The organism is Nocardioides sp. NPDC004968 (assembly GCF_040608935.1).
Taxonomy (GTDB): Bacteria; Actinomycetota; Actinomycetes; order Propionibacteriales; family Nocardioidaceae; genus Nocardioides.
On record NZ_JBEXJF010000045.1, the window covers coordinates 1 to 25,223 of the forward strand.

General features: G+C 70.3%; 25 protein-coding genes. 9 read left to right on the top strand and 16 right to left on the bottom strand.

All coding sequences use genetic code 11. From position 1 onward, the window contains the following. Both ABZU72_RS25700 and ABZU72_RS25705 read left to right on the top strand, forming a co-directional pair. Positions 1 to 2,105 (top strand): LuxR C-terminal-related transcriptional regulator (locus ABZU72_RS25700; protein WP_355021613.1); only part of this gene is annotated, 2,105 nt, incomplete at its 5' end. Between the two features lie 53 nt (positions 2,106 to 2,158). Next, positions 2,159 to 2,413 carry a hypothetical protein gene (locus tag ABZU72_RS25705; RefSeq protein ID WP_355021614.1) on the top strand — a complete coding sequence of 85 codons (255 nt, stop codon included), beginning with the start codon at positions 2,159 to 2,161 and terminating at the stop codon, positions 2,411 to 2,413. Positions 2,414 to 2,438: 25 nt separating this feature from the next. Here the strand turns inward: ABZU72_RS25705 and ABZU72_RS25710 are convergent, their stop codons facing one another. The 4 genes from ABZU72_RS25710 to ABZU72_RS25725 all read right to left on the bottom strand — a co-directional run bounded on the left by ABZU72_RS25710 (position 2,439) and on the right by ABZU72_RS25725 (position 5,716). After that, on the bottom strand, positions 2,439 to 3,419 hold the full coding sequence (locus tag ABZU72_RS25710; protein ID WP_355021615.1) for a serine protease: 981 nt from the start codon (positions 3,417 to 3,419) through the stop codon (positions 2,439 to 2,441). A gap of 125 nt (positions 3,420 to 3,544) precedes the next feature. Further along, on the bottom strand, positions 3,545 to 3,904 hold the full coding sequence (locus ABZU72_RS25715; RefSeq protein ID WP_355021616.1) for a VOC family protein: 360 nt from the start codon (positions 3,902 to 3,904) through the stop codon (positions 3,545 to 3,547). Next, on the bottom strand, positions 3,901 to 4,719 hold the full coding sequence (locus tag ABZU72_RS25720) for a MerR family transcriptional regulator (protein ID WP_355021617.1): 819 nt from the start codon (positions 4,717 to 4,719) through the stop codon (positions 3,901 to 3,903). The genes ABZU72_RS25715 and ABZU72_RS25720 overlap by 4 nt, the downstream gene beginning before the upstream one ends. A gap of 133 nt (positions 4,720 to 4,852) precedes the next feature. Beyond that, positions 4,853 to 5,716, bottom strand: coding sequence for a LysR family transcriptional regulator (locus ABZU72_RS25725; RefSeq protein ID WP_355021618.1), 864 nt, complete (start codon positions 5,714 to 5,716; stop codon positions 4,853 to 4,855). Between the two features lie 84 nt (positions 5,717 to 5,800). Here ABZU72_RS25725 and ABZU72_RS25730 point away from each other — a divergent pair, with 84 nt between their 5' ends. Then, positions 5,801 to 6,733 (top strand): EamA family transporter, encoded by a 933-nt coding sequence (locus tag ABZU72_RS25730; RefSeq protein WP_355021619.1) that lies wholly within the window; start codon positions 5,801 to 5,803, stop codon positions 6,731 to 6,733. A gap of 39 nt (positions 6,734 to 6,772) precedes the next feature. On the opposite strand, the gene ABZU72_RS25735 is transcribed toward ABZU72_RS25730, so the two are convergent. The 3 genes from ABZU72_RS25735 to ABZU72_RS25745 are packed head-to-tail and all read right to left on the bottom strand — an operon-like array spanning position 6,773 to position 10,563. Beyond that, the gene (locus ABZU72_RS25735; protein ID WP_355021620.1) at positions 6,773 to 7,813 is read right to left on the bottom strand and encodes a lysylphosphatidylglycerol synthase domain-containing protein; all 1,041 of its coding nucleotides are present in this window, start codon (positions 7,811 to 7,813) and stop codon (positions 6,773 to 6,775) included. Between the two features lie 18 nt (positions 7,814 to 7,831). After that, a complete protein-coding gene (locus ABZU72_RS25740; RefSeq protein WP_355021621.1) occupies positions 7,832 to 9,082 on the bottom strand; it encodes an arginine deiminase in 1,251 nt (416 codons plus the stop codon). Between the two features lie 26 nt (positions 9,083 to 9,108). Continuing rightward, the gene (locus tag ABZU72_RS25745; protein ID WP_355021622.1) at positions 9,109 to 10,563 is read right to left on the bottom strand and encodes a basic amino acid/polyamine antiporter; all 1,455 of its coding nucleotides are present in this window, start codon (positions 10,561 to 10,563) and stop codon (positions 9,109 to 9,111) included. A gap of 107 nt (positions 10,564 to 10,670) precedes the next feature. On the opposite strand from ABZU72_RS25745, the gene ABZU72_RS25750 reads away from it, so the two are divergent. Then, positions 10,671 to 11,225, top strand: a complete 555-nt coding sequence (locus tag ABZU72_RS25750; RefSeq protein ID WP_355021623.1) for an LURP-one-related family protein — start codon at positions 10,671 to 10,673, stop codon at positions 11,223 to 11,225. Continuing rightward, positions 11,200 to 12,885, top strand: coding sequence for an alpha/beta-hydrolase family protein (locus ABZU72_RS25755; protein WP_355021624.1), 1,686 nt, complete (start codon positions 11,200 to 11,202; stop codon positions 12,883 to 12,885). Before ABZU72_RS25750 ends, ABZU72_RS25755 begins: the two co-directional genes overlap by 26 nt. Positions 12,886 to 12,924: 39 nt before the next feature. Here the strand turns inward: ABZU72_RS25755 and ABZU72_RS25760 are convergent, their stop codons facing one another. Genes ABZU72_RS25760 through ABZU72_RS25775 form a run of 4 tightly spaced genes read right to left on the bottom strand, consistent with a single transcriptional unit; the run spans position 12,925 to position 17,049 of the window. Then, a complete protein-coding gene (locus tag ABZU72_RS25760) occupies positions 12,925 to 13,980 on the bottom strand; it encodes a trypsin-like peptidase domain-containing protein (RefSeq protein WP_355021625.1) in 1,056 nt (351 codons plus the stop codon). Between the two features lie 33 nt (positions 13,981 to 14,013). Then, complete coding sequence (locus tag ABZU72_RS25765) at positions 14,014 to 15,015, bottom strand: VWA domain-containing protein (RefSeq protein WP_355021626.1); 1,002 nt, start codon at positions 15,013 to 15,015, stop codon at positions 14,014 to 14,016. Positions 15,016 to 15,031: 16 nt separating this feature from the next. Next, positions 15,032 to 15,985, bottom strand: coding sequence for a DUF58 domain-containing protein (locus ABZU72_RS25770; protein ID WP_355021627.1), 954 nt, complete (start codon positions 15,983 to 15,985; stop codon positions 15,032 to 15,034). Then, complete coding sequence (locus ABZU72_RS25775) at positions 15,982 to 17,049, bottom strand: AAA family ATPase (protein WP_355021628.1); 1,068 nt, start codon at positions 17,047 to 17,049, stop codon at positions 15,982 to 15,984. Before ABZU72_RS25775 ends, ABZU72_RS25770 begins: the two co-directional genes overlap by 4 nt. A 182-nt stretch (positions 17,050 to 17,231) precedes the next feature. On the opposite strand from ABZU72_RS25775, the gene ABZU72_RS25780 reads away from it, so the two are divergent. From ABZU72_RS25780 to ABZU72_RS25790, 3 genes are all read left to right on the top strand, one after another. Then, positions 17,232 to 17,948, top strand: coding sequence for a response regulator transcription factor (locus tag ABZU72_RS25780; protein WP_355021629.1), 717 nt, complete (start codon positions 17,232 to 17,234; stop codon positions 17,946 to 17,948). Beyond that, positions 17,945 to 19,201 carry a HAMP domain-containing sensor histidine kinase gene (locus ABZU72_RS25785; protein WP_355021630.1) on the top strand — a complete coding sequence of 419 codons (1,257 nt, stop codon included), beginning with the start codon at positions 17,945 to 17,947 and terminating at the stop codon, positions 19,199 to 19,201. Before ABZU72_RS25780 ends, ABZU72_RS25785 begins: the two co-directional genes overlap by 4 nt. A gap of 67 nt (positions 19,202 to 19,268) precedes the next feature. After that, positions 19,269 to 19,502, top strand: a complete 234-nt coding sequence (locus ABZU72_RS25790) for a hypothetical protein (RefSeq protein ID WP_355021631.1) — start codon at positions 19,269 to 19,271, stop codon at positions 19,500 to 19,502. Positions 19,503 to 19,526: 24 nt separating this feature from the next. On the opposite strand, the gene ABZU72_RS25795 is transcribed toward ABZU72_RS25790, so the two are convergent. Next, a complete protein-coding gene (locus ABZU72_RS25795) occupies positions 19,527 to 20,690 on the bottom strand; it encodes an acyl-CoA dehydrogenase family protein (RefSeq protein ID WP_355021632.1) in 1,164 nt (387 codons plus the stop codon). A 29-nt stretch (positions 20,691 to 20,719) separates the two neighbouring features. After that, positions 20,720 to 21,571, bottom strand: a complete 852-nt coding sequence (locus ABZU72_RS25800; protein ID WP_355021633.1) for a 3-hydroxybutyryl-CoA dehydrogenase — start codon at positions 21,569 to 21,571, stop codon at positions 20,720 to 20,722. A 69-nt stretch (positions 21,572 to 21,640) separates the two neighbouring features. On the opposite strand from ABZU72_RS25800, the gene ABZU72_RS25805 reads away from it, so the two are divergent. After that, the gene (locus tag ABZU72_RS25805; protein ID WP_355021634.1) at positions 21,641 to 22,324 is read left to right on the top strand and encodes a TetR family transcriptional regulator; all 684 of its coding nucleotides are present in this window, start codon (positions 21,641 to 21,643) and stop codon (positions 22,322 to 22,324) included. A 40-nt stretch (positions 22,325 to 22,364) separates the two neighbouring features. Here the strand turns inward: ABZU72_RS25805 and egtD are convergent, their stop codons facing one another. Genes egtD through egtB form a run of 3 tightly spaced genes read right to left on the bottom strand, consistent with a single transcriptional unit; the run spans position 22,365 to position 25,092 of the window. After that, positions 22,365 to 23,372, bottom strand: coding sequence for an L-histidine N(alpha)-methyltransferase (egtD, locus tag ABZU72_RS25810; protein WP_355021635.1), 1,008 nt, complete (start codon positions 23,370 to 23,372; stop codon positions 22,365 to 22,367). Continuing rightward, positions 23,369 to 23,839 (bottom strand): hypothetical protein, encoded by a 471-nt coding sequence (locus ABZU72_RS25815; RefSeq protein WP_355021636.1) that lies wholly within the window; start codon positions 23,837 to 23,839, stop codon positions 23,369 to 23,371. The genes egtD and ABZU72_RS25815 overlap by 4 nt, the downstream gene beginning before the upstream one ends. Further along, the gene (gene egtB, locus ABZU72_RS25820) at positions 23,836 to 25,092 is read right to left on the bottom strand and encodes an ergothioneine biosynthesis protein EgtB (protein WP_355021637.1); all 1,257 of its coding nucleotides are present in this window, start codon (positions 25,090 to 25,092) and stop codon (positions 23,836 to 23,838) included. The genes ABZU72_RS25815 and egtB overlap by 4 nt, the downstream gene beginning before the upstream one ends. Positions 25,093 to 25,223 lie beyond the last annotated feature (131 nt).

Consider the following 25,223-nt stretch of genomic DNA (forward strand, 5'->3'; position numbering starts at 1 on the left):
CCGACGCGATCGCAGCGCTGTCGGTCTCGACCGCTCTGCGCGATGTCGTACGTGAGCGCCTGGCCGCCCTCGACGCCCTGGCCGTCGAGGTGCTCGGTGCCGCCGCGGTCGCGGATCTCACGGTCGACGCCGGCCTGGTCGCCGAGGTCACCGGCTACAACATGCGCAAGGTCGCGCGAGCCCTCGACGCTGCGTACGCCATCGGTCTGCTCCACGACCAAGATGGACGGAGCAGGTTCCGCCACGTACTCGCTCAGCAGGTGATCTACGACGAGGTGCCGTCACCGACACGTCGCTGGCTGCACCTGCGGATCGCCCAGGTCCTGGAGGAGTCCGACGGTGCGTCCCGGTCGGCGAGGATCGCTCACCACTACCAGCGGGCCGGTCGCCCGGCCGAGTTCGTACGTCATGCCGAGGCCGCCGCCGACGAGGCGATCGGGCGGGGCAACGATGCCGTCGCCGCAGACCTTCTCCGTCAGGCGACGGCAGACATGGCGAGCCTGGCGCCCGACGCCCGGGTACGCCTGGCGACGAAGCTCGGCCGAGCCGCGGTCGACGGCCTCGCCCACGCGGAGGCGATGCCGATCCTGGCCAGGCTGCTCGACGAGGGTGATCTTCCGGCGCTCGCCCGAGGCGAGCTCGGGCTGGCGCTGGGCAGGCTCCAGCGGCAGCAGGGACACGCGCGCGACGGCTTCCGCACGATCGAGCGTGCGGTCCCCGACCTCGACGGACGCCCCGATCTCCAGGCGCGAGCCCTCGCCGTCCTCGCGGTGCCCGAGACCGTGGTCGACGTCTCGATCGCCACCCACCTCGAGCGCTGCGAGCAGGCGGAGGCTGCGGCCGAGCGGGCGGGAGCGGACGACGTCAGCCTGTCTGTGCGGATCACCCGCGGTTCGTTGCTCCTGGAGCAGGGACGACCGGAGGCCTGGGACCTGATCGACGCCGTACGCCGCGACGGCGTGCTGCTCGCCCACCCACGTGAACACGCACGCGCCGCGGTGAACTGGGCCCAAGGGGCTCTTCACGGTGGTCACCTGCGACGCGCCGACGAGCTCCTCGCCGAGGGCCGCGCCGTCGCGGAGTCGGCCGGGTTCGAGCGGGTCGCGGAGGTCTATGTCCTCGTCGGCGCGATGGCCGACTACGAGAACGGTCGCTGGGACGGTCTGGCCGAACGCGTGCGAGATCTCGCCGTGCCGGGACTCGGCTTCGGAGCGGCCTCGCTGGACGCGCGCCTGCTTCACGGACTCGTGCTGACCGCGACCGCGACCGGGACCGAAGCGCGCGAGCAGCTGGCCGGCGTGATCGCCGACTGCGAGCGGGTCGGTTCGGTATGGCCACTCATTCCCGCCCAGGCCGCGTTGTCCCGGCTCCTGCTCTCCACCGGCGACGCCCACGGCAGCCTTGCCCAGGCGCGGGCCGCGGTCGACCAGGCCGGTCGCAAGGGCCTCTACGTCTGGGCGGCCGCCCCGATGCTCTGCCTCGTCGACGCGGCCGTCGCGATGGGGACGGTGGCCGAGGTCCGTGCCGAGGTGGCTGACCTGGCCGGCCGTCTCGATGATGTCGACGCGCCGGCCGCGCTCGCGGCGGTGCGGATCTGCGAGGCGATCGTCGCTCAGGCCGACGGGGACGCGGCGGCCGTCGAACGGCTGCTGGCCTCCGCGCGCCACGCGGCGGCGGCCGCGGGACTCGTCTACGTCGCAGCACAGGTCGAGGAGCGGCTCGGCGACTGGCGATGTGCGCACGGCGCAGGCTCCGGCCCGGCACTCCTCGAGGCTGCGCTGCGCACCTACGGCGGACTGGACGCCCGGCGTGACATCGCCCGGGTCACCCAGCTCATGCGTCGCCACGGGGTGGCCGTTCCGTACCCCTGGCGAGGCGGTCGCCGAGCGCTCGGCACGGATCTCTCCGACCGGGAGCGGGAGATCGCGCTGCTCGCCGCCGAGGGGCGGACGAACCGTGAGATCGCCGCCGAGCTGTTCCTCTCGCCCCGCACCGTCGAGACGCACATGTCGCACGCGCTGCGCAAGCTCGGGCTCCGCTCGCGCGAGGAGCTACGGCGAGACAGCAGCGTGCTCGGCCAGGACGGCGAAGTGGCTGGCCCGTGAGTCGGATCGCGAACGCGACCGTGGTCTGTGGGCGCCCGGCGTAGCCTGGGTGCATGAGCGCGGACGACGACCTGTACGCCGAGATCCCATCCCTCGATGAGCGGTCACGGCGGGCGCTGACGGTCGCCGAGAAGTGGATCGGGGAGGGCATCGCGGGTGTCGCGATCGGTGCCGCCGAGGATGGGGGACCGGCGGTGGTGGTCTACGCCCTCGACCCGGCCTCGGCCGCGGTGCGGTCCTTGCCGCAGGAGTGCGAGGGCCTGCCGGTGCGCGTGGAGACCGGAGACGCCTTCAGATCCGAGGGCTGACGGCATCTCCGGGCCCTTCAGCCGATCACGGCCAGACACGCACCTGAAGGGCGAGCTGGACCAGCGCGATCGGGTTGAGGATCGTCGCCACGCTCGATCCCGCGAAGAGCAGCCCGACCGGGTTGTTCTGCAGGTCGAGCACCATCGAGCCGGAGTCGCCGCCGGCTGACATGTTGGTCGTGATGATCTGGTTGCAGAACTTCGCGACGTTCCCGCCGCCGTAGTTGACGTTCACCGTCGCCGCGATGGCGGTGACCCGGCCGGTGGTGAAGTTCGTGGTGCGGCCGGTCTTCTTGAGGAGCATCCCCACGGTTGCGGCCTTGGCGGCCGTTGCCGGGTAGCCGTTCCAGTAGACGTCGCGGTCGATCACGTGGAACGGAACCTCCGCTACCGCGGCGTCCACGGAGTTGCAGGTGCCGTCGAACCTGATCGGCACGAACCGGGCCAGCCGGCCGATCACGTCCGCCGGCGCCGTTCCACCGTCGAACGGGCCGGGCTGCAGGATCGGGTCGCCGATGCTGGCGTTGTTGGAGTTGGCGAGCACGTGGTTGTTGCTCAGGATGTAGTAGCGCGGCGGGATCCCCGGGACGGGACTCAGGTCGTACGCTCCCGCGCCGATCGTCCCTGCGGTGATCTTGAAGTGCCCGACGCTGAAACCCGGTCGAGCCGGACGGATCCGGGTCGCCAGGGTCTGGGCATCGACCTCCTGGGTCTCCATGAGCTGCTGCTGGCTGCCGCCGGCGAACAGGTGCCCGACCTCGAGGACGTCGGTCGGCTTGCCGTCGACCGTCTTCGGGATGGTGTTCGCGCGGCTGACCAGCTCGGTCGGCATCTTCTGGCTGACCAGCACCATCACGCTCGGCGTCTCGGTCTGCTCGCCGCCCTTGATCTTGAGACCGACCCCGACGCCGACCACGTTCTCCCTGCCGAGCAGGCCCTCCTCGGCCGATGCCTTCGACTCGGCCACGGCCGTGAGCTCCTCGGGCACCGCCTCTGACTGTGCCATGAACAGATCTTCGTTGTTCATGTTCATTCCCCCTGTGGGCTCCGGGTTCCGGACCTTCCAGAACGACAACCGAAGCCTCACTATCGAGGAGCGGTAGCGGCAGGCTCTGATACGCGGGGCGGTATTCAGTGTGCAGTCGCGACGCAGAACTCGTTGCCCTCGACGTCGCGCAGGACCGTCCACTGGATTCCGAACTCGTCGTGCTCGTCGAGGACCGTGGCGCCGAGGTCGACCAGGCGAGCGACCTCCGCCGGGCGGTCCTGTGCGACGAGGTCGGGGTGTGCGCGGTTCTTCGCCCGGCGCGGCTCGGGGACACGCGCGAACAGCCACGCCGCTGCGCCGGGCGTGGGCTCCTTCAGACCGATGGAGCTGAACTCGTCGCTGCTGCCCTCGTCGAGCTTCCGGTCCAGCGCGGCGGCCCAGAACGTGGCGGTACGCAGCGCGTCGGCGCAGTCGAAGCTGATCGCGGCAAGGGTCAGGGTCATGGAGTGTCCTTTCGAGGGGTGAGTGGCCAAGCGATGTCGGTCTGATAGGCCGACGGCGGTGTGCCGTCGGAGACGTTGACGACGTACGCCTCCCGGAGCGGCTGCCCGGTCGGGGTCCCGTGGTGGGCGACCCAGGCACCGAGGAGCCCGTAGGTGTCGGGAAGGGTCTCGTGGTCCCCGGAGTGGGTGACGACCGCGGCGGTGACCGGGGGCAGGTGCAGCAGGGTCGTGCCCGCGGGGGCGACGTCCGCGTCCACCGGGAAGTACGCCGTGACCTCCTGCTCGGCATCGTCGAGGAACTCCGCGTCGTACAAGGCAGACGACGGGCCGGTGAACTCGACACCCGGGTCCCGGCAGGCCTGCTCCAGGCGCTCGTACGCCGCCACCAGGAAGTCGTCGTACGCGCCGTCTCTGACGATGCCGGTCACCGCGACCGCGCGCATCGCGGGGAGCTCAGCGAGACGCGGCGGGGTCCAGGACTCCGGCGGCGCCGCGTGCAGGTCGTGGACGATCTGCTCGACCCGTCGCGCGCGCTCGCGCATCTGCTCGGCATGGCGGGCGAGGGTCGCCGCGGTGACCTCCGGGTCACGTGCGGCCAGGATCGTGGCGACGTCGGCGAGCGGAACCTCCAGCTCGCGGAGCCGACGGATCACGGCCGCATCCGCGAGCTGCCCGGAGGCGTACCGACGGAAGCCGTTCTCCGGGTCCACCGCGGCCGGGGTGAGCAGGCCTTGGGCGTGATAGGCGCGAAGCGTCTTGACGGACAGGCTGGCGGCGCGCGAGAACGTCCCGATGGACATCAGCGGCTCGCTCATGTCGCCATCCTCAGGTCTCCCCCTGGGGGAGAGGCAAGCAGGGCGTCGCGAGGCGTGGGCACGAGATGATCTTGGCAGCAGCGGGTCGCGGCCGGGCGGTGTCGCGCTGCCGGTTCGTGCTCGGATTTCCTGGTCAGACCTGGGGCAGGCGGTTCAGGAGCGCCCCTAGGGGTGGCCATCGGTCTCGGCCGCGTCGCGTCGCGGCATAGCCCCGCAGCCGGACCGTGGGGTCGGTCAACGGCCGAACGGTGACGCCACGACGGGAGGTGCGCCCTCGCGGCAACAACGCGAGCCCGTGACCTGCGAGGATGAGGTCGTCGACGAGTTCCAGAGCGTCGACGCGGTGGACGACTCGCGGCGTGAATCCCGCCATCGAGGCCAGGGTACGCAGCACCTCCTCGTCGGCGGTGTGACGCGAGTTCACGATCCAGTCTCGGTCGGCGAAGGCGGCGAGTGGGGCGCGCGGCTCGTGCGTCGGCATTCCGAGGCCCCATTCGACTTCCCACAGCGCGATGGTGTCGTGGTCGCTGCGCCACGACGCCGGGGCGAGGTTGTAGTCGTAGACGAGAGCGAGGTCGACGTCGTCGCGCGCGAGCAGAGCCAGTGCCTCCGGCGGCTCGTGCTCACGCACCCGGACCTCGATGCCGGGATGAGTGTTCCGGAGGCCGTCGATCACCGGCAGGAGGGAGCGTCGGATCGCGGTGGCGAACCCGGCCACCCGGACCACGCCGATCGGCTCCGCGTCAGGATCCAGGTCCAGACGCGCCGCATCGACCGCCGCCAGGATGGTGACGGCATGTTCGGCCAGGCGATGCCCTGCGGGGGTGAGGCGTACACGTCGGCCATCAGGCTCGATGAGCGCGGTGCCGACGTCTCGGGCGAGGGCTGCGATGGCTTGGGACACCGTTGAGGTGGTGGTGCCGATCTCGGCGGCGACCTCATGCATCGAGCCGAGGCGAGAGAGCTCGAGCAACATCCGGAGCCTGCGTACGTCCACCTGTCTATTGTTTCGGATCGTCGAACATAATGTCCAGCAATGTCACGTGGACGCGAACGGATGGGATGAGGTCAACTGGGCCTCATGTTCAGACCGGCTCTCCGTCCCGCCTCCTCCGCCCGCACCGGCGCCTCGATGGCGATGGCGGCCATGCTCTGCGTTCAGCTCGGGCTCGCCGCGTCGGTGGGACTGATCGATCAGCTCGGTCCGGCGGGTGTCGCCTGGCTGCGCCTGTTCTGGGCAGGTCTGGTGCTTCTCGTCCTCGTCCGGCCGCGGCTCTCGTCGTTCAGGCGCGAGACGCTGCTGGCCGGTGTCGCTCTCGGCGTGGTCACCTCCGGCTTGACCCTGTTGTTCATGGCGGCGTTGACCCGGCTCCCGCTCGGCACGGCCGCCGCGCTGGAGTTTCTGGGGCCGCTCGGGGTGGCTGTCCTCCGCAGCCGCGGCATCGCGCGGGCGTGGGCGCTCGTGGCCGCCGGCGGTGTGGTGTGCCTGACCCAACCCTGGGACGGCGCCGTCGATGCGGTCGGCGTGGCGTTCGCCCTGAGTGCGGCCGTGTGCTGGGCGTGCTACATCCTGCTCACCCAGCGAGTCGGCGACGCGGTCAGCGGCATCGGTGGACTCGCGATCTCCATGCCGGTCGCGGCCCTGGTCGCCACCTTCGTGGTCGGACCGGGCATCGTCGGAAAGCTCACGCCCGAGCTCCTGCTGGCCGGCCTCGGTCTGGCGCTACTGGTACCGGTGGTGCCCTTCGCCCTGGAGATGCTGGCGCTGCGACGTCTCACCGCCGGTGCCTTCGGGACCCTCATGGCGCTCGAGCCGGCGATGGCGCTCGTGATCGGGTTCTTCGCCCTCGACCAGGCGCCCAACCTCATCGCCGTCCTCGGGATCGGGCTCGTGGTCGCCGCCGGGGTGGGAGCAGAACGGGCCGGAGGCCGCACCCCGTCCGGCCCGGTCGACGAGACCGACAGCACGCCACCGGCACCGACGAGGGGTGTCCCGGCACTGCCTCCAGGCTGAGGGCGGGTGCGCGTCGCTCCGATTCACCGGGTCGGCGTGTCAGGCCTGGCTTTGCCCCGCTACCTCACGCCGCCACACCGCGACCGCGACGGCGCCGAGCAGCACCGGCAGCCCCACGGTGAACACCCGCCACACGATCAGGCCGGCGACGGCCGCCGCCTCGACCTCGAGGCCACCGGCTTCGACCAGGGCGGCGAGGATGAGGGCGTCGACGATGCCGATCCCCCAGAGGGGGAACACGGTGAACGGGAAGGCGAACAGGTAGGCGATCGTGATCCATACGAGGCCCACCTCGTCCGCCGTGACCCCGACGAAGCGCAGGCACAGCGTCAGCGCCGCGAGGTCGACAACCATCATGCCGGCCTGAGAGAGGACCGCCAGGGGGAACCCGCTGTGGAACCGCTCGGAAATGTCGGCACGGAAGCTCTGACACGCGTCGGCCCAGCGATCGGGGTCGACCGACTTCCGGAACCGGCGGACGATCCGTCCGGAGCGGGTTCCGACGGTGCGTGCGAGCCGGTCGCTGCGTACGACCATGAGAACGGTCACGAGGATGACGGCCGCGACCGCGATGCTGAGCAGCTCGAGCCATCGGAACGAAGGGGCCTCACCGACGGCCAGCAGCAGGATGAATCCCAAGAGCGGGCCCGAGAACCTCGCGATGTAGAACGTCAGCGAGTTCATCACCGTGCCGGCGAGGCCTTTGGCGGGGCTGACCCCCCACGACTTGAACATCGCGACCCGTAGCGCGATATCGCTGGGTGGCGGAGCGATGAGCGACATCAGCGTCGCGCCGAGGTCGTTGATGGTGGCCCGGTAGAACGTCACCCCGCGGATGAAGAACCTCAGTGGCATCGCCAGCAGGATCTGACGAGCCAGGACGACGACGAGCAGCACGATGGCATGCCACCAGCTGAGGTGCGTCAGCGCGTCCCGGGCCGCCTCCCAGTCGACCCGCCCGACCAGGCGTACGACCGTGACGGTGCTGAGCGCCGCCACGACCAGCAGGACGATGCGGGTGATCCAGGCGCGACGTCCGGGGCGGGCGTCGCTGACGTCGGGGCCCTCCGGTGTGCTCACTTCGCGGCCGCGTAGGTCTCAGAACTCCACGGGATCACGGCTGATCGGGCAGGTCATGCAGTGCCCGCCACCCCGGCCGCGGCCGAGCTCGGCGCCCACGATGGTGATGACCTCGACCCCCGCCTTGCGCAGCAGCGTGTTGGTGAGGGTGTTGCGGTCGTAGGTGAACACCACGCCGGGCTCGAGCGCGACCGCGTTGTTGCCGCTGTCCCACTGCTGTCGCTCGGACTGGTAGACGTCCCCGCCGGTGTCGATCACCCGGATCTCGGGCAGCCCGAGCGCCTGTGCCACGACGTCGACGAAGGCCGCGTCGCCGTGGTCGATCACCTCGACCCCGGGTGCCTTGTCGGAGGGCACCAGGGTGAAGGTGTGCACGGCGTCCATGATCGTCGGATACAGCGTAACGATGTCGCGATCGACGAACGTGAAGACCGTGTCCAGGTGCATGGCCGCCCGCAGTTTCGGCATCCCGGCGATGATCACCTTCTCCGCAGCACCCTGCTCGAAGAGGGCCTTGGCGACCTGGGTGATCGCCTGGCGGGAGGTGCGCTCGCTCATGCCGACGAGCACGACCCCGTTGCCGACCGGCATCACGTCGCCGCCCTCGAAGCTGGCCTGCTGCCACTCCAGCTCGGGGTCGCCCCACCACACGGTCGAGCCGACGTAGTCGGGATGGTGCTGGTAGATCGCCTTGTAGAGGAGCGTCTCGTCCTTGCGCGCCGGCCAGTAGAGCGGGTTCATGGTCAGCCCGCCGTACAGCCAGCAGGTCGTGTCCCGGGTGTAGAGCGTGTTCGGCAGCGGTGGCATCAGATACTCGCGGGCCCCGGTCGACTCCCGCGCGAGGCCGAGGTAGGCGGAGCGGAAGTCGTCAGGCAGGTCGTTGGTCGCGAGGCCACCGATGAGGAACTCCGCCAGCTGTCGGTCCGAGACGGACTCGAGGTAGGTGCGGGTGTCGTCGACCAGCCCGAGGCCGACCTGGTTCGGCACGATCTTGCGATCGAGGATCCAGTCCTTGGCGCCGGCGACCGCGAGCGTCTGCGCAAGCAGGTCGTGCAGCTCGACGACCTCGACACCACGCTGGCTCAGCTTGTTCACGAAGTCGGCGTGGTCGCGCTGGGCGTTCTCGACCCACATCACGTCGTCGAAGAGCAGCTCGTCGTTGTTGCTGGGGGTCAGCCGGCGGTGGGCCAGGCCGGGTGCGCAGACGAGCACCTTCCTGAGCCGGCCGACCTCGGAATGGACTCCGTACGCGGACTCCTGCTCGGACATGGGATGCCTTTCTGTTGAGGACGAGGTCAGAGGGAGATCCGGCCGGACCACAGGCCGACGACGGCGATCGCCGCTCCGATGAGGATCGCGCCGAACAGCGCGATCTCGGTGGGACTGAAGATCCGCCGGCCATGTTCGCTGCGGGCCTTGATGTACAGCAGCGACGCCGGCGCGAGGATCAGCGTCATCAGCAGCACGAACTTCAGCCCGGCAGCGTCGAAGAGGAAGAACGTGTACGCCGTCGCGATGCCGGCCACGATCGTCTCCTTGCGACGTACGCCGGCCGGCACCCCTTCGTACGCCTCGCCGGTCAGGCCGAGCTTGAGGGCGTACGCCGCGGCCAACAGGTAGGGCAGGATCGCCAGACTGGTGGCGAGATCGAGCATGAAGTTGAGCGCGTCGTTGACGAACAGGGTGAGGGCGAGGAGCGCCTGGACGCCCAGCGACGTCACCACGAGCGCGGTGATCGGGGTGCCGTTGCGGTTCTCCTGACCCAGGAAGGCGGGCATGTCGTCGGCTCGGGCCGGGACGTACATGACCTCCGCGGCCATCAGCGTCCAGGCGAGGTAGGCACCCAGGACCGAGACGATCACCGCGATGCTGATGAACACCTCGCCCCAGTCGCCGACCACCGACTCGAAGACCCCGACCATCGACGGCTGCCGGGTGGCGGCCAGCTCGGGCTGCGGGACGACTGAGTAGCTCGAGAGGGTGACCAGCGCGAAGATCGACAGCACGCTGAGGAAGCCCAGCACGGTCGCCTTCCCGACGTCCTCGCGCTTCTTGGCGTACCGGGAGTAGACGCTGGCCCCTTCGATGCCGATGAAGACGAAGGTGGTGATCAGCATCGTGTTGCGGATCTGCTCGTCGAGGTTGCCGAGATCGCCGTAGCCGGTGGCGACCCAGTTGTCGGCGAAGACACCGGCGTCGAAGGAGATGAAGAGGACCACGATGAACACCAGGATCGGCAGGACCTTGAAGATCGTGACGATCCGGTTGATCACCGCGGCGTCCCGGACGCCGCGCGCGATCAGATAGTGGAAGAGCCACACCCCCACGGTGGAGAGCGCGACCGCGAGCACGGTGTCGCCGTCACCGAAGCCGTCGAAGAAGGCGCCGATGGTGGCGCCGATGAAGACCCAGTAGAAGGTGTTGCCGGCGATGGAACTCGCCCAGAAGCCGATGGCGGAGTTGAAGCCCGCGTAGTCACCGAAGCCGGCCTTGGCGTAGATGAAGACCCCGGAGTCGAGCTCGGGCTTGCGGATGGCGAGGCTCTGGAAGACGAACGCCAGCATGAGCATCCCGGCGCCCGCGATCGCCCAGGCGATCAGCGAGCCGAGGATGCCGGTGGCGACCCCGAACCGGGCCGGCAGCGAGAAGACGCCCGCGCCGACCATCCCACCCACGACCATCGCGGTCAGGGTGGGAAGACTCATCTTCGCTACAGCGGGTGCCTCGGTGGTGGCAGAGTCAGAACTCATGCCCCTGATCTGATGTCCGTTCCGGTCCGTCCACCTCACCCGGAACGAGTGATCCGTCCCCCTTCGCCTGCGACGACGCTGGGATGGTCCTGTGAAGGGAGACAATGATGGGCTTTCGAGACCGACGCGACAAGCGCCAAGAGGAACGCGAGGCCTTCGGGCGCGGCGGGAGCGCCCATCGCTTCCAGATGCGCCAGAAGATGATCTCCATCGGTGACGACTACTGGATCGAGAACGAGGACGGCGACCGCGTCTTCCATGTCGACGGCAAGGCGTTGCGGCTGCGCGACACGTTCGATCTCGAGGATGCCCACGGCAACAAGATCTGCCGTATCCAGACCAGGGTCCTGCACATCCGGGACTCGATGGCGATCGAGGACGCCGACGGCGAGAAGCTCGCCCTCGTGCACAAGGCGCTCATCTCGCCCCTGCGTGATCGCTGGAAGGTCGACCGCGAGCAGGGTGAGGACTGGACGGTCCAGGGCAACATCGTCGACCACGAGTACGACATCGAAGCTGACGGACGCAAGATCGCCGAGGTGTCCAAGAAGTGGTTCCGTGTCCGGGACACCTACGGTGTCGAGGTCGCGCCCGGCGAGGATCCTGCGCTCATCCTGGCCGTGACCGTCGCGGTCGATGCGATGGTCCATCCCGAGAAGTGACGCGGTCGACGTGCTGCGAGAGCAGCTGCGAAAGCAGGTGCGAGCGCCGTTCGCGGCGACGGCAGGCATGGTGGTGCTTCTCTGGGCATCGCTGACCCCGTCACTGATGCCGAGGACAGCGCTCTTCCAGGCGCTGCTCACCGCGCTGTGCATGCTGGCCGGCTACGGCGCGGGCGCGTTGGCCGGATGGCTGGTCCGCAGCTGCGGTGGCCGGTTGGCCGGCCGGGCACGGGTGATCGCATGGCGGGTTCTCGCCGGTGTCGCCGGCGTCGGCACGCTGGTCGTGCTGGGCCTGTCGTTGCGGTGGGAGAACCAGGTACGCGACCTGGTCGGGGTCGACCGGGTGGGCATCTGGCACCTGGTGCTCACCGTGCTGATCACCGCGGTCCTGCTCGCGCTGCTGCTCGGACTGTCGCGAGGGATCAGGGCGTTGGGGCGCTCGATCGGCCGGTTCGTCGGCCGCTTCCTTCCCGCTGCCGCATCGACCGTGATCGGCGGCCTGATCGCTGCGGTCCTGATCTACGAGCTGGCCATCGGGGTGGGTGGCAACCGCCTGCTGGGAGCACTCGACTCGAGCTTCGCCACGATCAACCAGGAGTTCCGCACCGAAATACCTGCGCCCACGACGCCCGAGCTCACGGCCAGCCCGGCCTCGTCCCAGGCATGGGAGGACCTGGGCCGCCAGGGTCGGGTCTTCATCGCGAGCGCACCGACCGCCGCCGACATCGGCGAGTTCACCCAGGAGCCTGCCCAGCAGCCGGTGCGCGCCTATGTCGGGGCCGGTCACGAAGGCGTCGACATCCGCGAGGAGGCGTCGGCCGCGGTGACCGAGCTCGACGCGCTCGGCGGCTTCGACCGCGCGGTGATCAACGTGGTGACCGGCACGGGCAGAGGCTGGGTCAACGAGAACCAGGCCCAGGCGCTGGAGTTCATGTGGGGCGGCGACACGGCGACGGTCAGCCTGCAGTACTCCTACCTCCCGAGCTGGATGTCCTTCGTCCTGGACCGGCAGCGCGCGCAGGATGCCGGTCTGGCGCTCTTCGACGCCGTCTACGGACGCTGGCTGGAGATCCCCGAGACCGAGCGTCCGCTGCTGGTGGTGAGCGGGGAGAGCCTGGGCAGCTTCGGCGGCGAGGCCGCCTTCAGCGGGGCCCAGGACCTGGCAACGCGCACCGACGGCGCCCTGTTCGTCGGCCCGACCGCCGACAACCGGCTCTGGAGCCGGTTCACCGAGGAACGCGAGCAGGGGACCCCGCAGGTGCTGCCGATCCTGGACGACGGCGAGATCGTACGCTTCGCCGACCAGCCCGAGCAGTGGGACCTGCCTGGCGCCTGGAACGGCACCCGGATCGGGTATCTCCAGCACGCGAACGACCCGATCACCTGGTGGTCGCCGTCGCTGGCGCTGGAGCGCCCCGACTGGCTGGAGGAGGAGCGCGGCCGCGACGTCTCCCCGAACGTACGCTGGATCCCGGGGGTGACGATGCTGCAGCTGGGTGTCGACCAGTTCTCCGCCAACTCGGTGCCGCAGGGGCAGGGCCACCAGTTCGGCACCGCGCCGGTGTATGCCTGGGCGGAGATCCTGCCGCCCCCGGGTTGGTCCGATGAGCGCACCGACGAGCTGGCCGTGGTGATCGGCGACCGGGCGTGGTTGAGATGACCGACGGCCCGGTCGGGGTGAGCGGTACCGCCGTCGCGCTCAGCCCTGGCTGATCAGGGCCTGGGCGACGGTGCGTACGCGGTCGATGGGGACGGCGAAGCCGATGCCGATGTTGCCGCTGGGGCCGCCGAGGGTGGCGATGGAGGTGTTGATCCCGACGACGCGGCCCTGAAGGTCGACCAGGGGCCCGCCGGAGTTGCCGGGGTTGATGGCGGCGTCCGTCTGGATCATCTCGGGCCTCGATCCGGAGGAGCGGTTCGGTGAGCTGACGATGCCGGAGGTGACGGTGCCGTTGAGACCGAGCGGTGAGCCGACGGCGATCACAGGCTGTCCGATCCGGAGGTTGCCGCTCTGACCGATGGTGGCGGCGCGTACGGCATTGGGGTTGGTGGCGATCACCGCGATGTCGTTGCGCTCGTCGCTGCCGATGACGCGGCCCGAGGTGGTGCTGCCGTCGGCCAGCACCAGGCTGACCGAGTCGGAGCCCTGGACGACGTGGGCGTTGGTGACCACGTGGCCGACGCCGTCGATGGCGACCCCGGAGCCGGTGCCGCGGCCGGCGCGGACCTGCACCACGCTGGGCAGGATGCGCTGGGCGGCCGCCTCGGTGGCGTTGGTCGGTGCCCCTCCCTGAGGTGCGGGGGCCGGCGCGGCGATAGTGCCTGCGGTGGGCTCGCGGTCGGGCGTGATGAGGGTGATCGCGCCGCTGGTCGCCGCGCCCGCGACGACGGCCGCCGCGAGCGTGAGGGTCACGGTTCGCGTACGTCGTGGGCGCTTGGCCAGGGCGGCGGGCGGCTCGGGGTGCGCACCGGTCGGCCGGCCCTGCGGCGGGGCCGCATCCGGGGACTGTGGACGGGCGACCAGCCGCACCCTGCCGTAGCGGTCACGCACCACACGTCGCGCCGGAGGGGGTGCCGACAGGGGGGTCGGGCTCGGCGCGGACGGTGGTGTCGGCGGGGGTGCGACTGGTCGGATCGGGGGTGGGGGTGCGGGCTGGAGCGGGCGGGCGGCACGGGCGGGTGGGGCCGCGATGGTCCACTGCTGGGGTCCGGCGGGCCGGCCGAGGTCGGGCCCGGGCGATGCGGTGTCGTTCACGAGAGTGCCTTCCTGTCCTGGATCTCGGGGTGGCTAGATGAGCCGGGCGAACCAGCGCAGGGAGAGCGCGGCGGCGACGAAGGCGAGGATCATGGCGCCGATGACGACCCAGACGGTGATCTCGCGGTATTCGAGGTGATAACCGACGAGGGTGCCGATGTCTTCGTAGACCTCGCGCAGCTCGTCGGCGCTGGAGGCGCTGTAGAACTGGCCGCCGGTGGCGTCGGCGAGCTCGCGCAGCGTGTCTTCGCGGACTTCGACCGACTGCCCTCCTGGCAGGGCGGCGCTGGCTCCTTCGGTGCCGTAGGCGATCGTCGAGACCGGCAGCCCGGCCTCACGGGCGGCCTCGGCCGCGGCCACCGGGTTGCGACCGGCGGAGTTGCCGCCGTCGGAGAGGAGTACGAGGTGGGCCGGCGACCCCTCCTCGTCGGTGTCGTCCTCGGAGCCCCCGGGCGAGGGCGAGGCGGACGGACCGGCCGCCGCGGCTTCGTCCAGGACCTGCCGCAGGTCGTTGATCGAGGAGAAGACGGTCTCGCCGATGGCGGTGCCGCCGTCGGGCGGGCCGAGACCCTCGATGCTGCGGGCGACCAGGGCGTGATCGGTGGTCGGGCTGGAGACGACGCGGGCGTTGCTCGAGAAGCTGACGAGCCCGACGTTGTAGCGCGGTGGCAGCTGCTCGATGAAGTCGACGGCGGCGGCCTTGGCGGCCTCGAGACGGTTGGGTGGCATGTCCTCGGCCGACATCGAGGCGGAGGTGTCGATGGCGACCAGGATCGTGGCGCGTTCGTACGGCACCTGCGCCCGGACCTGGGGCTGGGTGGTGGCGACCGCGAGCAGTGCCAAGGCACCGACGACCAGCCCGGCGGCCAGGTGGCGGCGCCAGCGTGGACGGTGGGGGACGAGGCGCTCGAGCATGGGCGCGGTCGCGAACCGGAGGGCGTACTTGATCCGGCGGCGCTGCATCACCAGGTAGCCGATGGCGAGCAGGGCGACCGGGACCAGTGCGAGCAGGAACAGGGGCTGGCTGAGTCTCATCGAGGGCTCCTTCCGATCAGTGGGTGGCCGTGGCCGCGCGTGAGCGGGCCGGTCGGGGATGCCGTGCCCGGCGGCGCAGCAGGCGGATGAGCAGCCGTGCCCAGTCGTCGTCGGTGGAGACCCGGAGGTGGTCCGCACCGGCGGCCCGAACGGCCTCGGCGTTGTGCTCGCGCAGCGACCTCATCGCCTCGGCGTACGCCGCCCGCAGCCGCGGGTCGGAGGTGTCGACCTCGTGCTGACGGCCGGTCTCCGGGTCGAGGATCGTGACGTGGCCGACGGCGGGCAGGTCGAGCTCGCGAGGGTCGACGATCTCGACGACGATCACGTCGTGGCGCGCGGTGAGCCGCCGCAGCGGCGGCTCCCAGTCGAGGGGCCGCTCCCAGGTCCCGTCCGCGGGCAGCAGGTCGGACACGATCACCCGCAGCCCCGGGATCCGGGCGCGCCGGCCCAGCTCGACCAGCGCTGCGGCGAAGGTGGGGCCGGCGGTCGCCGCCTCGGCCGTACGCGGCGAGGGTGGCTCCGTGGTCAGCAGCCGGCGGGCGACCCGGCGACCCGTGGTGGGCGGGCGCCAACGTACGCCGCCGGCATCGAGGATCCCGAGACCGACCCGGTTGCCGGGGCCGTCGGCCACGATGCCGATCGCGGAGACGGTCGCCTCGGCGACCTCCACCTTCTCGGCGAGCGCGGTCCCGAAGGCCATGCTGGGCGTGCGGTCGACCAGGACCCAGGTCTCGAGCTCGTGCTCGGCCTGGGTGAGCCAGACGTGCGGGTCGCCCAGGCGGGCGGTGGCGTTCCAGTCGATGCGGCGTACGTCATGGCCGGGGGAGTAGGGCACCAGCTCCTCGGCGTCGCTGCCCGGCCCGAGCCGCAGCCCGCCCGTCTCGCCCTGGAGCAGCCCGCTCACCCGGCGCTGGACGGTCAGGTCCAGCCTCCGGAACGCCCCGTCGGGCGAACGTCGTGCCGCGTTCACGAGGCAAGCTCCGCATCGGGCGTCGTCTCGGCGGTCTCGGAGTCGTCGTCGCTCGGCGTCGCCCGCGGTTGCGGGACGACGGCGAGGACGGCGTCCACGACGGCGCGGGGGTCGACCCCGTCGGCCTCGGCGTCGAAGGTGAGCACCAGTCGGTGGGCCAGGATGTCGCCGGCCAGGTCGGCGACATCGCCGGGCAGCACGTAGTCGCGCCCGCGCAGCAGTGCCAGGGCACGACCTGCGGTGATGAGGCCGAGGCTGCCGCGGGCGCTGACGCCGTAGGCCAGCAGGCCCTCGAGGTGGCGGAGCCCGTAGGCGTGCGGCGTACGCGTCGCCATGACGAGCTTGACGGCATACTGCGCGACGGTGTGATGGACGAAGACCTGGTCCGCTCGTGACTGCAGGTGCCGCAGAGTGGTGGCGTCGAGGATCTGGTCGGCACGCGGCGGATGCGTGCCCATGCGCTGGATGATGGTCATCTCCTCGAGTTCGTCGACGTGGCCGACGTCGACCTTGAGCAGGAAGCGGTCGCGCTGGGCCTCGGGCAGCCGGTAGACGCCGTCGTTCTCGATCGGGTTCTGGGTGGCGAGGACGAGGAACGGGTCGGGCAGGCGGTGGCTGGTGCCGCCGATGCTGACCTGGCGCTCCGCCATCGCCTCCAGCAGCGCCGACTGCACCTTGGCCGGCGCCCGGTTGATCTCGTCGGCGAGGACGAGGTTGGCGAAGACCGGTCCCAGCTCGGTGTCGAACTGCTCCGCCGACGGGCGCCAGACCCGGGTTCCGACGATGTCGGAGGGCATCAGGTCCGGGGTGAACTGGAGCCGGGCGAACGAGCCGCCGACGACGTCGGCGAGGGTGCGTACGGCCAGGGTCTTGGCGACGCCCGGCACACCCTCGAGCAGCACGTGGCCGCGGGCGAGGAGCCCGACCAGCATCCGCTCGATCATCAGGTCCTGGCCCACGACGACGCGCTTGACCTCGAACAGCACCCGCTCGAGGACGGCAGTGGTCCCGATGTCGGACCGGATCGGCTCGGTGATCGGCTGCTTCTGCTCTGGCTCCCACATGGGGGACCTCCCTGGCTGGCTGTGTCCTGGATGGGTCTGCTGAGCACCGATCACATCGAAGAAGGGCGAAAACCAGCGGAAACGGCACCGAAAGCGATCCGAAAGAGCTGGATGGAACCGATACCGAGCGATTACGTCCTGTGCATGGGCGCCGGCCCGGCTACGCGCTACCGTTCTTGAGCGTGAGGGTCTTGATCGTCGAGGACCAGGCGGGCCTGGTCAGCGCCCTGCGGGTCGCGCTGCAGCGGGAGGGGTACGCCGTCGACGGGGCCGGTTCGGTCGCCGACGCCCTGGAGAAGCTCGGCGTGAACGCCTACGACCTCGTCGTCCTGGACATCAACCTGCCCGACGGCAGCGGCTTCGAGGTCGCCGCGGCGCTGCGTACGGGGGATCTGGAGATCCCCGGCGAGGAGGCCCCGCGGATCCTGATGCTCACCGCCCGCAACCGCCTCGACGACCGGGTCCGCGGCCTCGACGTCGGGGCCGACGACTACCTGACCAAGCCGTTCGAGCTGGCCGAGCTGACCGCGCGGCTGCGCGCGCTGCTTCGCCGGCCGAGCAGCGATGGCTCCGCCGTGCTGACGCACGGGCCGATCCGGCTCGACACCGCCCGGCAGCTGGCCCGGCGCGGCGACCGCGAGCTCGGGCTGACCCTCAAGGAGTTCTCGGTCCTGCGCTACCTGATGACGCGGCCCGCCTACATCGTCTCGGCCGAGGAGCTCCTGGAGCACGTGTGGGACGAGAACGCCGACCCGTTCACCCAGACCGTGCGGGTCACCGTCGGCACCCTGCGTCGCAAGCTCACCGTCGGCGAGGAGGCTCCGGCTCTCGAGACCGTCGTCGGTCGCGGCTACCGGCTCCGCGACCTGCCCGAGCTCGACCAGGGCGCGACCGCATGAGTGAGCGCTCGGGGCGGCTGGTGCGGGTGCCTCGGTGGCTCCGTACGGTGCGGGTGCGGCTGACCCTGACGTACTCCTCGCTCCTGTTCGGGGTGACCGCGCTGCTGCTCGCCGGGGTATATCTGGCGCTCTCCAGCAGCATCAGCGCGGCGCCGCTGGACCCGGTGACGGTCAAGAAGTTCGAGACCGAGGACGGCCACATCGTCTACAAGCCGGGGCAGGAGTTCCAGGCCGCGGACTTCGCCGATGTCCAGGAGGCGGTCAACTACGCCTCGCTCCAGACGCTGCGCAACTACTCGATCATCGCGCTGATCGTGATGTTCGTCCTCAGCCTGGCGATCGGCTGGTGGGTGGCCGGGCGGGCGCTGCGGCCGGTCGGCGCGATCACCCGCACCGCCCAGGAGATCAACGCCTCCGACCTCACCCGGCGCATCGGTGCGACCGGACCGCACGACGAGCTGCGTACGCTCGCCGACACCATCGACTCCATGCTCGCCCGCCTCGACCGGGCGTTCTCCGACCAGCGCCGGTTCGTCGAGGACGTCTCCCACGAGCTGCGCAACCCGGTCTCCCTCATCCACACCAACGTCGAGGCCGTCCTCGCCAACGACCGCTCCACGATCCCTGAACGGCGCGAGGCCAGCCTGGTCGTGCTCCAGGCCACCCGCCGGATGCGCCGCCTCCTCGAGGACCTGCTGGCCATCGCCCGCAGCCGCTCGGAGGCCTTCACCGACCGTCAGGTCGACCTGGCCGGAGCCGTCACCGCTGCCGTTCGGGAGTATCGCCTGCCAGCAGAGGCACGCGGCCTCAGCGTGGTCGAGCGCAGCCACGGTGGGCCGGTCGTCGTCGGCGACCCCGACGCGCTGCAGCGCATCATGGCCAACCTGCTGTCCAACGCGGTCAGGCTCGCCCCGGCCGGCTCCACCCTCACGGTCGGCATGGGCAGCCGCGACGGCTGGGCCTGGGCCGCGGTCGCCGACGAGGGACCGGGGATCGACGAGGCGAACCAGGAACGTGTCTTCGACCGGTTCTACCGAGGGAACGGTACGTCCGGCGACGATGCGGTCACCGACGGGTCTGGCCTCGGCCTCTCCATCGCACGCCAGATCGCCGAGAGCCACGAGGGCCGGCTAGTGCTGGTCAGCCACGGCACAGCCGGGAGCACCTTCGTGCTCTGGCTCCCCGACCACGCCATGAACCGTTCGGCCGGGCGCACCGACGCGCCACCCGAGGGTGACCCGCTGCTCGGCTGAGCGGCAGGGGTGCCCTGACAGTGCCTCCCACCGGGCGGCGTACGGACCTACCGTTTGAGGAGTGAGCATGAGAACAGCATCGACGTGGTCTGGCGTACGAGCTCTCGCCCCCGTGGTTCTGCTCGGAGCCGTCACCAGCGCCTGCATGAACGTCACGGTCCAGGTGGACCCGGCGCCCACGCCTCCCACCAAGCCGACGACCTATTACGGCACCGTCGAGACGGTCGAGGAAGCCCGCTGGTCGACGACGTACGCCGACGACCCGACGTACGAGACGTGGGACGACTGCTGGGCGAGCTGAACCGAGGTCACCGCCGGCGCGCGGCTACCGGTTCCCGAGCAGCTGGCGTGCCATCACGAGACGCTGGATCTGGTTGGTGCCTTCGTAGATCTGGGTGATCTTGGCGTCGCGCATCATGCGTTCGAGGGGGAAGTCCTGGGTGTAGCCGGCGCCGCCGAGGAGCTGGACGGCGTCGACGGTGATCTCCATGGCGGTGTCGCTGGCGAAGCACTTGGCGGCTGCCCCGAAGAAGGCCAGGTCGCTGGCGTGCCGTTGGGACTTGGCGGCGGCGATGTAGACGAGCTGGCGGGCGGCCTCGAGCTTCATGGCCATGTCGGCGAGCATGAACTGGATCCCCTGGAAGTCGGCGATGTGCTTGCCGAACTGCTGGCGTTCCTGGACGTACGCCAGTGCGTGGTCGAGGGCGCCCTGGGCGATCCCGACGGCCTGGGCGGCGATGGTGATGCGGGTGTGGTCCAGGGTGCGGAGGGCGAGCTGGAGGCCGGTTCCGGGTTCGCCGATGATGCGATCGCCGGGCAGGTAGACGGCGTCGAACATCAGCTCGCAGGTGGGAGAGCCCTTGATGCCCAGCTTCTTCTCGGGGGCGCCGATGGTGAACCCCTCGTCGCTCTTCTCCACGACGAAGGCACTCACGTTGGATCCGCGTCGACCGGCAGGGTCGGTGACGGCGAGGACGGTGTAGTAGTCGGAGATGCCGGCGTTGCTGATCCACGACTTCTGGCCGCTCAGCACCCAGTGGTCGCCGTCGAGGACGGCACGGGTCTTCATGGAGGCGGTGTCGGAGCCGGCCTCGCGCTCGGAGAGGGCGTAGGAGAACGCCGACGTGCCTGCGGCGAGCGGTGGGAGGTAGCGCTGGTTGAGGCTCTCGGACCCGGCGAGGATGAGCGGGAGGCTGCCGAGCTTGTTGACCGCGGGGATCAGGGAGGAGGAGGCGCACACGCGGGCGATCTCCTCGATGATGATGCAGGTCGCCAGGGCATCGGCGCCCTCGCCGCCGTACTCCTCGGGCACGTGGGCCGCGTGGAGGCCGGAGGCGACGAGCGCGTCGTAGGCCTCGGTCGGGAACCTGGCGGCGGCGTCGACCTCTGCGGCGTACGGAGCGATCTTGTTCGCCGCGATCGCGCGCACGGCCTCACGCAGGTCGAGGTGGTGGTCGGCGAGCTCGAGGTAGGGAAAGTCGTCGGTCATGATGCCTCCTGGCTAGAGGTGTCGATGGGTCAGTAGTGGTAGAAGCCGCGGCCGGTCTTGCGGCCGAGCAGACCGGCGTCGACCATCCGGGCGAGGAGCGGCGGTGGGGCGTAGAGCGGCTCCTTGAACTCCTCGTAGAGCGACTCGGCCACGGCCTTGGTCGTGTCCAGGCCGATGAGGTCCGCGAGTGCCAGCGGTCCTTGGGGGTGGGCCGCGCCGCGTACGAGGCCCTGGTCGATGTCCTCGGCGGTCGCGAACCCGGACTCCAGCATCCGGATCGCGGAGAGCACGAACGGGATCAGCAGCGCGTTGACCACGAAGCCCGCCCGGTCCTGGGAGTCGATGGGGTGCTTGCCGAGGTCGTTCTCGACGAACGTACGCACGCGGTCGGTGGTGCTCGGCGCGGTCAGCAGGCTGGGCACGAGCTCCACCAGGGAGAGCACCGGGACCGGGTTGAAGAAGTGCAGCCCGATCACCTGCGCGGGGCGCTCGGTGGCGACCGCGAGCTTCATGATCGGGATGGACGAGGTGTTGGAGGCCAGTACGGCCTCGGGGTCGGTGACGATGGCGTCGAGCCGGGTGAACAGCGCCGTCTTGGCGGCTTCGTCCTCGACGATCGCCTCGATGACCAGGTCGCGGTCGGCGAGTGCTTCCAGGTCGCTGCTGACGGTGATGCGCTCCAGCACCTCGGCGGCGTCGCTGATCTTCCCGCGCTGCTCGGCCCTTTGGAGGGAGGCTCGCAGCCGGTCGAGGCCGGCCTCGGCGGCCGCGGGGTTGGCATCGATGAGGACGACGTCCTTGCCGGCGCGCGCGGCGACCTCGGCGATGCCGGCACCCATCAGTCCGGCGCCGACGACGCCGACGCGGTTGAACTCGTTCATGTGCAGCCTCCTTTGTTGGTACGCCGTACCTTATAGACGGAACGGCGTACCAACAAGTAGGTTCAGGTCATGAGCGAGAAGCCTCGATCAGCGACGACGAAGGACCGCCTGGTCGCCGCGGCGTACGAACTGTTCGAGGAGCGCGGCTTCGACGCGACGACCGCCGAGGACATCGCGCGTCGCGCCGGCGTGGGGCGTACGACCTTCTTCCGCGCGTTCGGGTCCAAGGACGACGTGATCTTCCCCGAGCACGACCTGCTGCTCGGTCGCATCGACGAGCGCCTGGCCGCCGCGACGCCGGCCACGCGTGCGCTCGCGCTGAGTGAGGCCACCCGGGTCGTGCTGCGTCACTACCTGGACGAGGGGGAGCTGGCGCGAGCGCGCTACCGCCTGGTCGGCTCGGTGCCGGCCCTTCGTGCCCGTGAGACGGGTGGGATCCAGCAGTACCAGCGGCTGTTCGCGCGCTGGCTCCGGGAGTGGATGTCCCACCTGCCCGACGGGCATCTGCGCGCCGATCTCCTGGCCGCCGACCTCGTGACCGCGCACAACTACGTCCTCCGGCGCTGGCTCAGGGACCAGACCTCCGACCCCGAGAGCGAGTTCGACCAGGCGATGCGGGTCGCCCTCGAGCGCTATCAGCCCTCAGGCCTAGAGCCGTCCTCCACGGTGGTCGTTCTACGCACCTCGGCCACGCCCGCCGCCATCCAGGCGCAGCTGCAGCCGCTGCTCGACAACGAAGCGCCCCTGAGCTGAGTCGAAGGGTCCGGCAGAGCTCTCCGCCGGACCCCTCGACTCAACGCCTGGCCAGCACGAGCGCGTACGCCTCCTCCGGATCGGTCCACCAGCGAAGGTCGCGGAAGCCCGCCGCGGCGAGCTCGAGTGCGGCGATGCTTCGGCGGAACTTGCAGGACAGCTCGGTGAGGAGCTCTTCGCCTTCGTCGAACTTGATGTCGAGGTCGAGCTCGCGCAGCTCCACACGGGTGGAGTCCTGTGCCACGAGGCGCATCTCGATCCGTTCCTCGTCGGTGTTCCAGCGCGCCAGGTGCCGGAACCCGTCGAGGTCGAAGTCGGCGCCAAGGCTCTGGTTGAGAACGCGCAGCGCGTTGAGGTTGAACTCGGCGGTCACGCCGGCGGAATCGTCGTAGGCGGCGACCAGTTGCCCGGGGTCCTTGACCAGGTCCAGCCCGAGCAGCAGACCTTCCCCGGACTGCATGGCGGCTGCGACCGATCCCAGGAACCGTTCGCGGCCGGGGCGGTCGTAGTTGCCCAGGGTGCTGCCGAGCAGTGCGATCAGCCGACGTCCCGGGGTCGGCAGCTGCCCGAGATGCTGGTCGAAGTCGGCGACGACACCGTGCAGCGCGAGCCCCGGCCGCTCCTCGGCGAGCGCGTCCATCGCCTGGGTGAGCGCGCTGGCGCTGACATCGACGGGGACGTACGTCGTCAGCCGACCGGTCTGGGTCAGCGCGTCGAGCAGGAGCCGGGTCTTCTCCGAGGAGCCGGACCCGAGCTCGAGAAGCACCTCGGCGTCGGAGGCCTCGGCGATCTCCCGCGCATGTTCGGTCAGGAGCGCCCGTTCGGTGCGGGTCGGGTAGTACTCCGGTAGCCGGGTGATCTCCTCGAACAGCTCCGAGCCACGCTCGTCGTAGAAGTACTTCGGTGGGAGCCACTTCGGCGCCGCGCTCAAGCCGGTGCGCGCGTCCTCCGCGAGGCTCTGGCGCAGGTCCTCGGCGGTCAACAGGGTGGTGAGCCTGCCCCCGGCTGGTGTGCTGGTGCTGGTCTGGCCGTTGCTGTCGAGGGTCACGCGAGGTTCTCCTTCGGGTTGTGAAGTGGTTGGTCGAGCCGCCACCAGGTGGGCCCGCACGGGCTGAGGACGCCGATGGTGCGCGGCGGGATCGGGGTGGACGGAGCGCCCGCGAGCGGACGGTTGCTGACGACGTACTCCCAGGACGCCGGCTCGACGAGGTGGCTGCCCTCGTCGCCGGTCAGCAGGGCGAGGTCCTCCCCGTCGCTGAGGAGAACCGAGAATCCGCCTACCGCTATTTCGTTGGCGATCTGGACCACGGCGGAGCCGACCGGCAGACGCTCCTGCTGCGCCCTGTCGAGGATGAGCGTCCACGAGTCGTCGATGGTGCCGCTGACCGCGGCGGTCCATGGACCGAGCCGCCGCGGAGCGGGGCAGTAGTCGTGATCACAGGCCCAGTCGACGTGCGTCTGGCCCTGTCCGAGGATGCCGCGATGGGCACAGGTGACGGCAGCCGACCAGGTCACGCACGACGCCCGTCGTCGGCGAGCCGGAGGCCGGTGACCGGCCAGCGCGCACCAGGCGGGAAGAAGTTGCGGTACGACGCTCGGGTGTGTCCCGGCGGGGTGAGCGCGCAGCCGCCGCGGAGCACCATCTGGCTCGACATGAACTTTCCGTTGTACTCGCCGATCGCGCCGGCGGCGGGGTGGAACCCCGGGTAGGGCAGGTAGGCCGAGGAGGTCCACTCCCAGCAGTCCCCGAAGAGCTGTCGCAGACCGCCGGTCGAGGGGCCGGCCGCACGCGGGTGGAAGCTGTCCCGGTCGGCGAGGTTGCCGGCCACCTCGTACGTCCGGGCGGCGTGCTCCCACTCGGCCTCGGTCGGGAGGCGCTTGCCGGCCCAGGTGGCGTACGCGTCGGCCTCGTAGTGGCTCAGGTGGCAGACCGGCAGCCCTGGGTCGAGCGGTGAGGTGCCGTGCAGGGTGTGCTCGAACCACTCCCCGTCGAGCTCGCGCCAGTAGAAGGGCGCGTCCCAGCCCTCGGCGTTGACCCGCGCCCACCCGTCGGAGAGCCACAGCTCGGGGCGCCGGTAGCCACCGTCGGCCATGAACTCCAGCCATTCCCCATTGGTGATCAACCGATCGGCGAGCCGGTACGGCTCCAACCACTGCTGATGCCGTGGCAGCTCGTTGTCGAAGCAGAACCCACCACCCTCGGAGCCGATCTCGACCAGGCCGCCGTCGAGATCGACCCAGCCGAGTCGGTCGACCCCGTCGCCCGCGACCGGACGCCCGGCGTACGTCGGCTGCAGCGGGTTGAGCGACAGCACGTGCTTGATGTCCATCAGCAGCAGCTCCTGGTGCTGCTGCTCGTGGTGGAAGCCGAGCTCGATGGTCGGAGCGAGCTTGGCGAAGGTGCCCTCGTCCACACGGTCGAGCAGGTCCCTGACCCGGTCGTCTACGTTGCGCCGGTAGTCGCCGACCTCGTACGCGCCGGGCCGGCTGATGACACCACGCATCGGCCGCGCGTACCTCGGCCCGACCTGCTCGTAGTAGCTGTTGAAGAGGAACCAGTACTTGTCCTGGAACGGTGTGAAGTCGGGCTCGTTCTCGGCCAGCACGAATGTCTCGAAGAACCAGGTCACATGCGCGCGATGCCACTTGGTCGGCGAGACGTCGGGCATCGACTGGACCGTCTGGTCCTCGGGGGAGAGGGGTGCTGCGAGGCGTTCGGTGTCGGCCCGGACTTCGTCGAAGCGGGCGATCGCAGTGGTCGTGTCCATCTCACGTCTCCTGACGGTGGAGGGTCGAGTACGGCGAGTGCTACGAACTACTCTGCCTGGTCGCCCAACCCGTGCGACGCCCTTCGGCTGCTGCCATGACCGGGCCGATACCGCCCCCCGCTCGCTCGAGG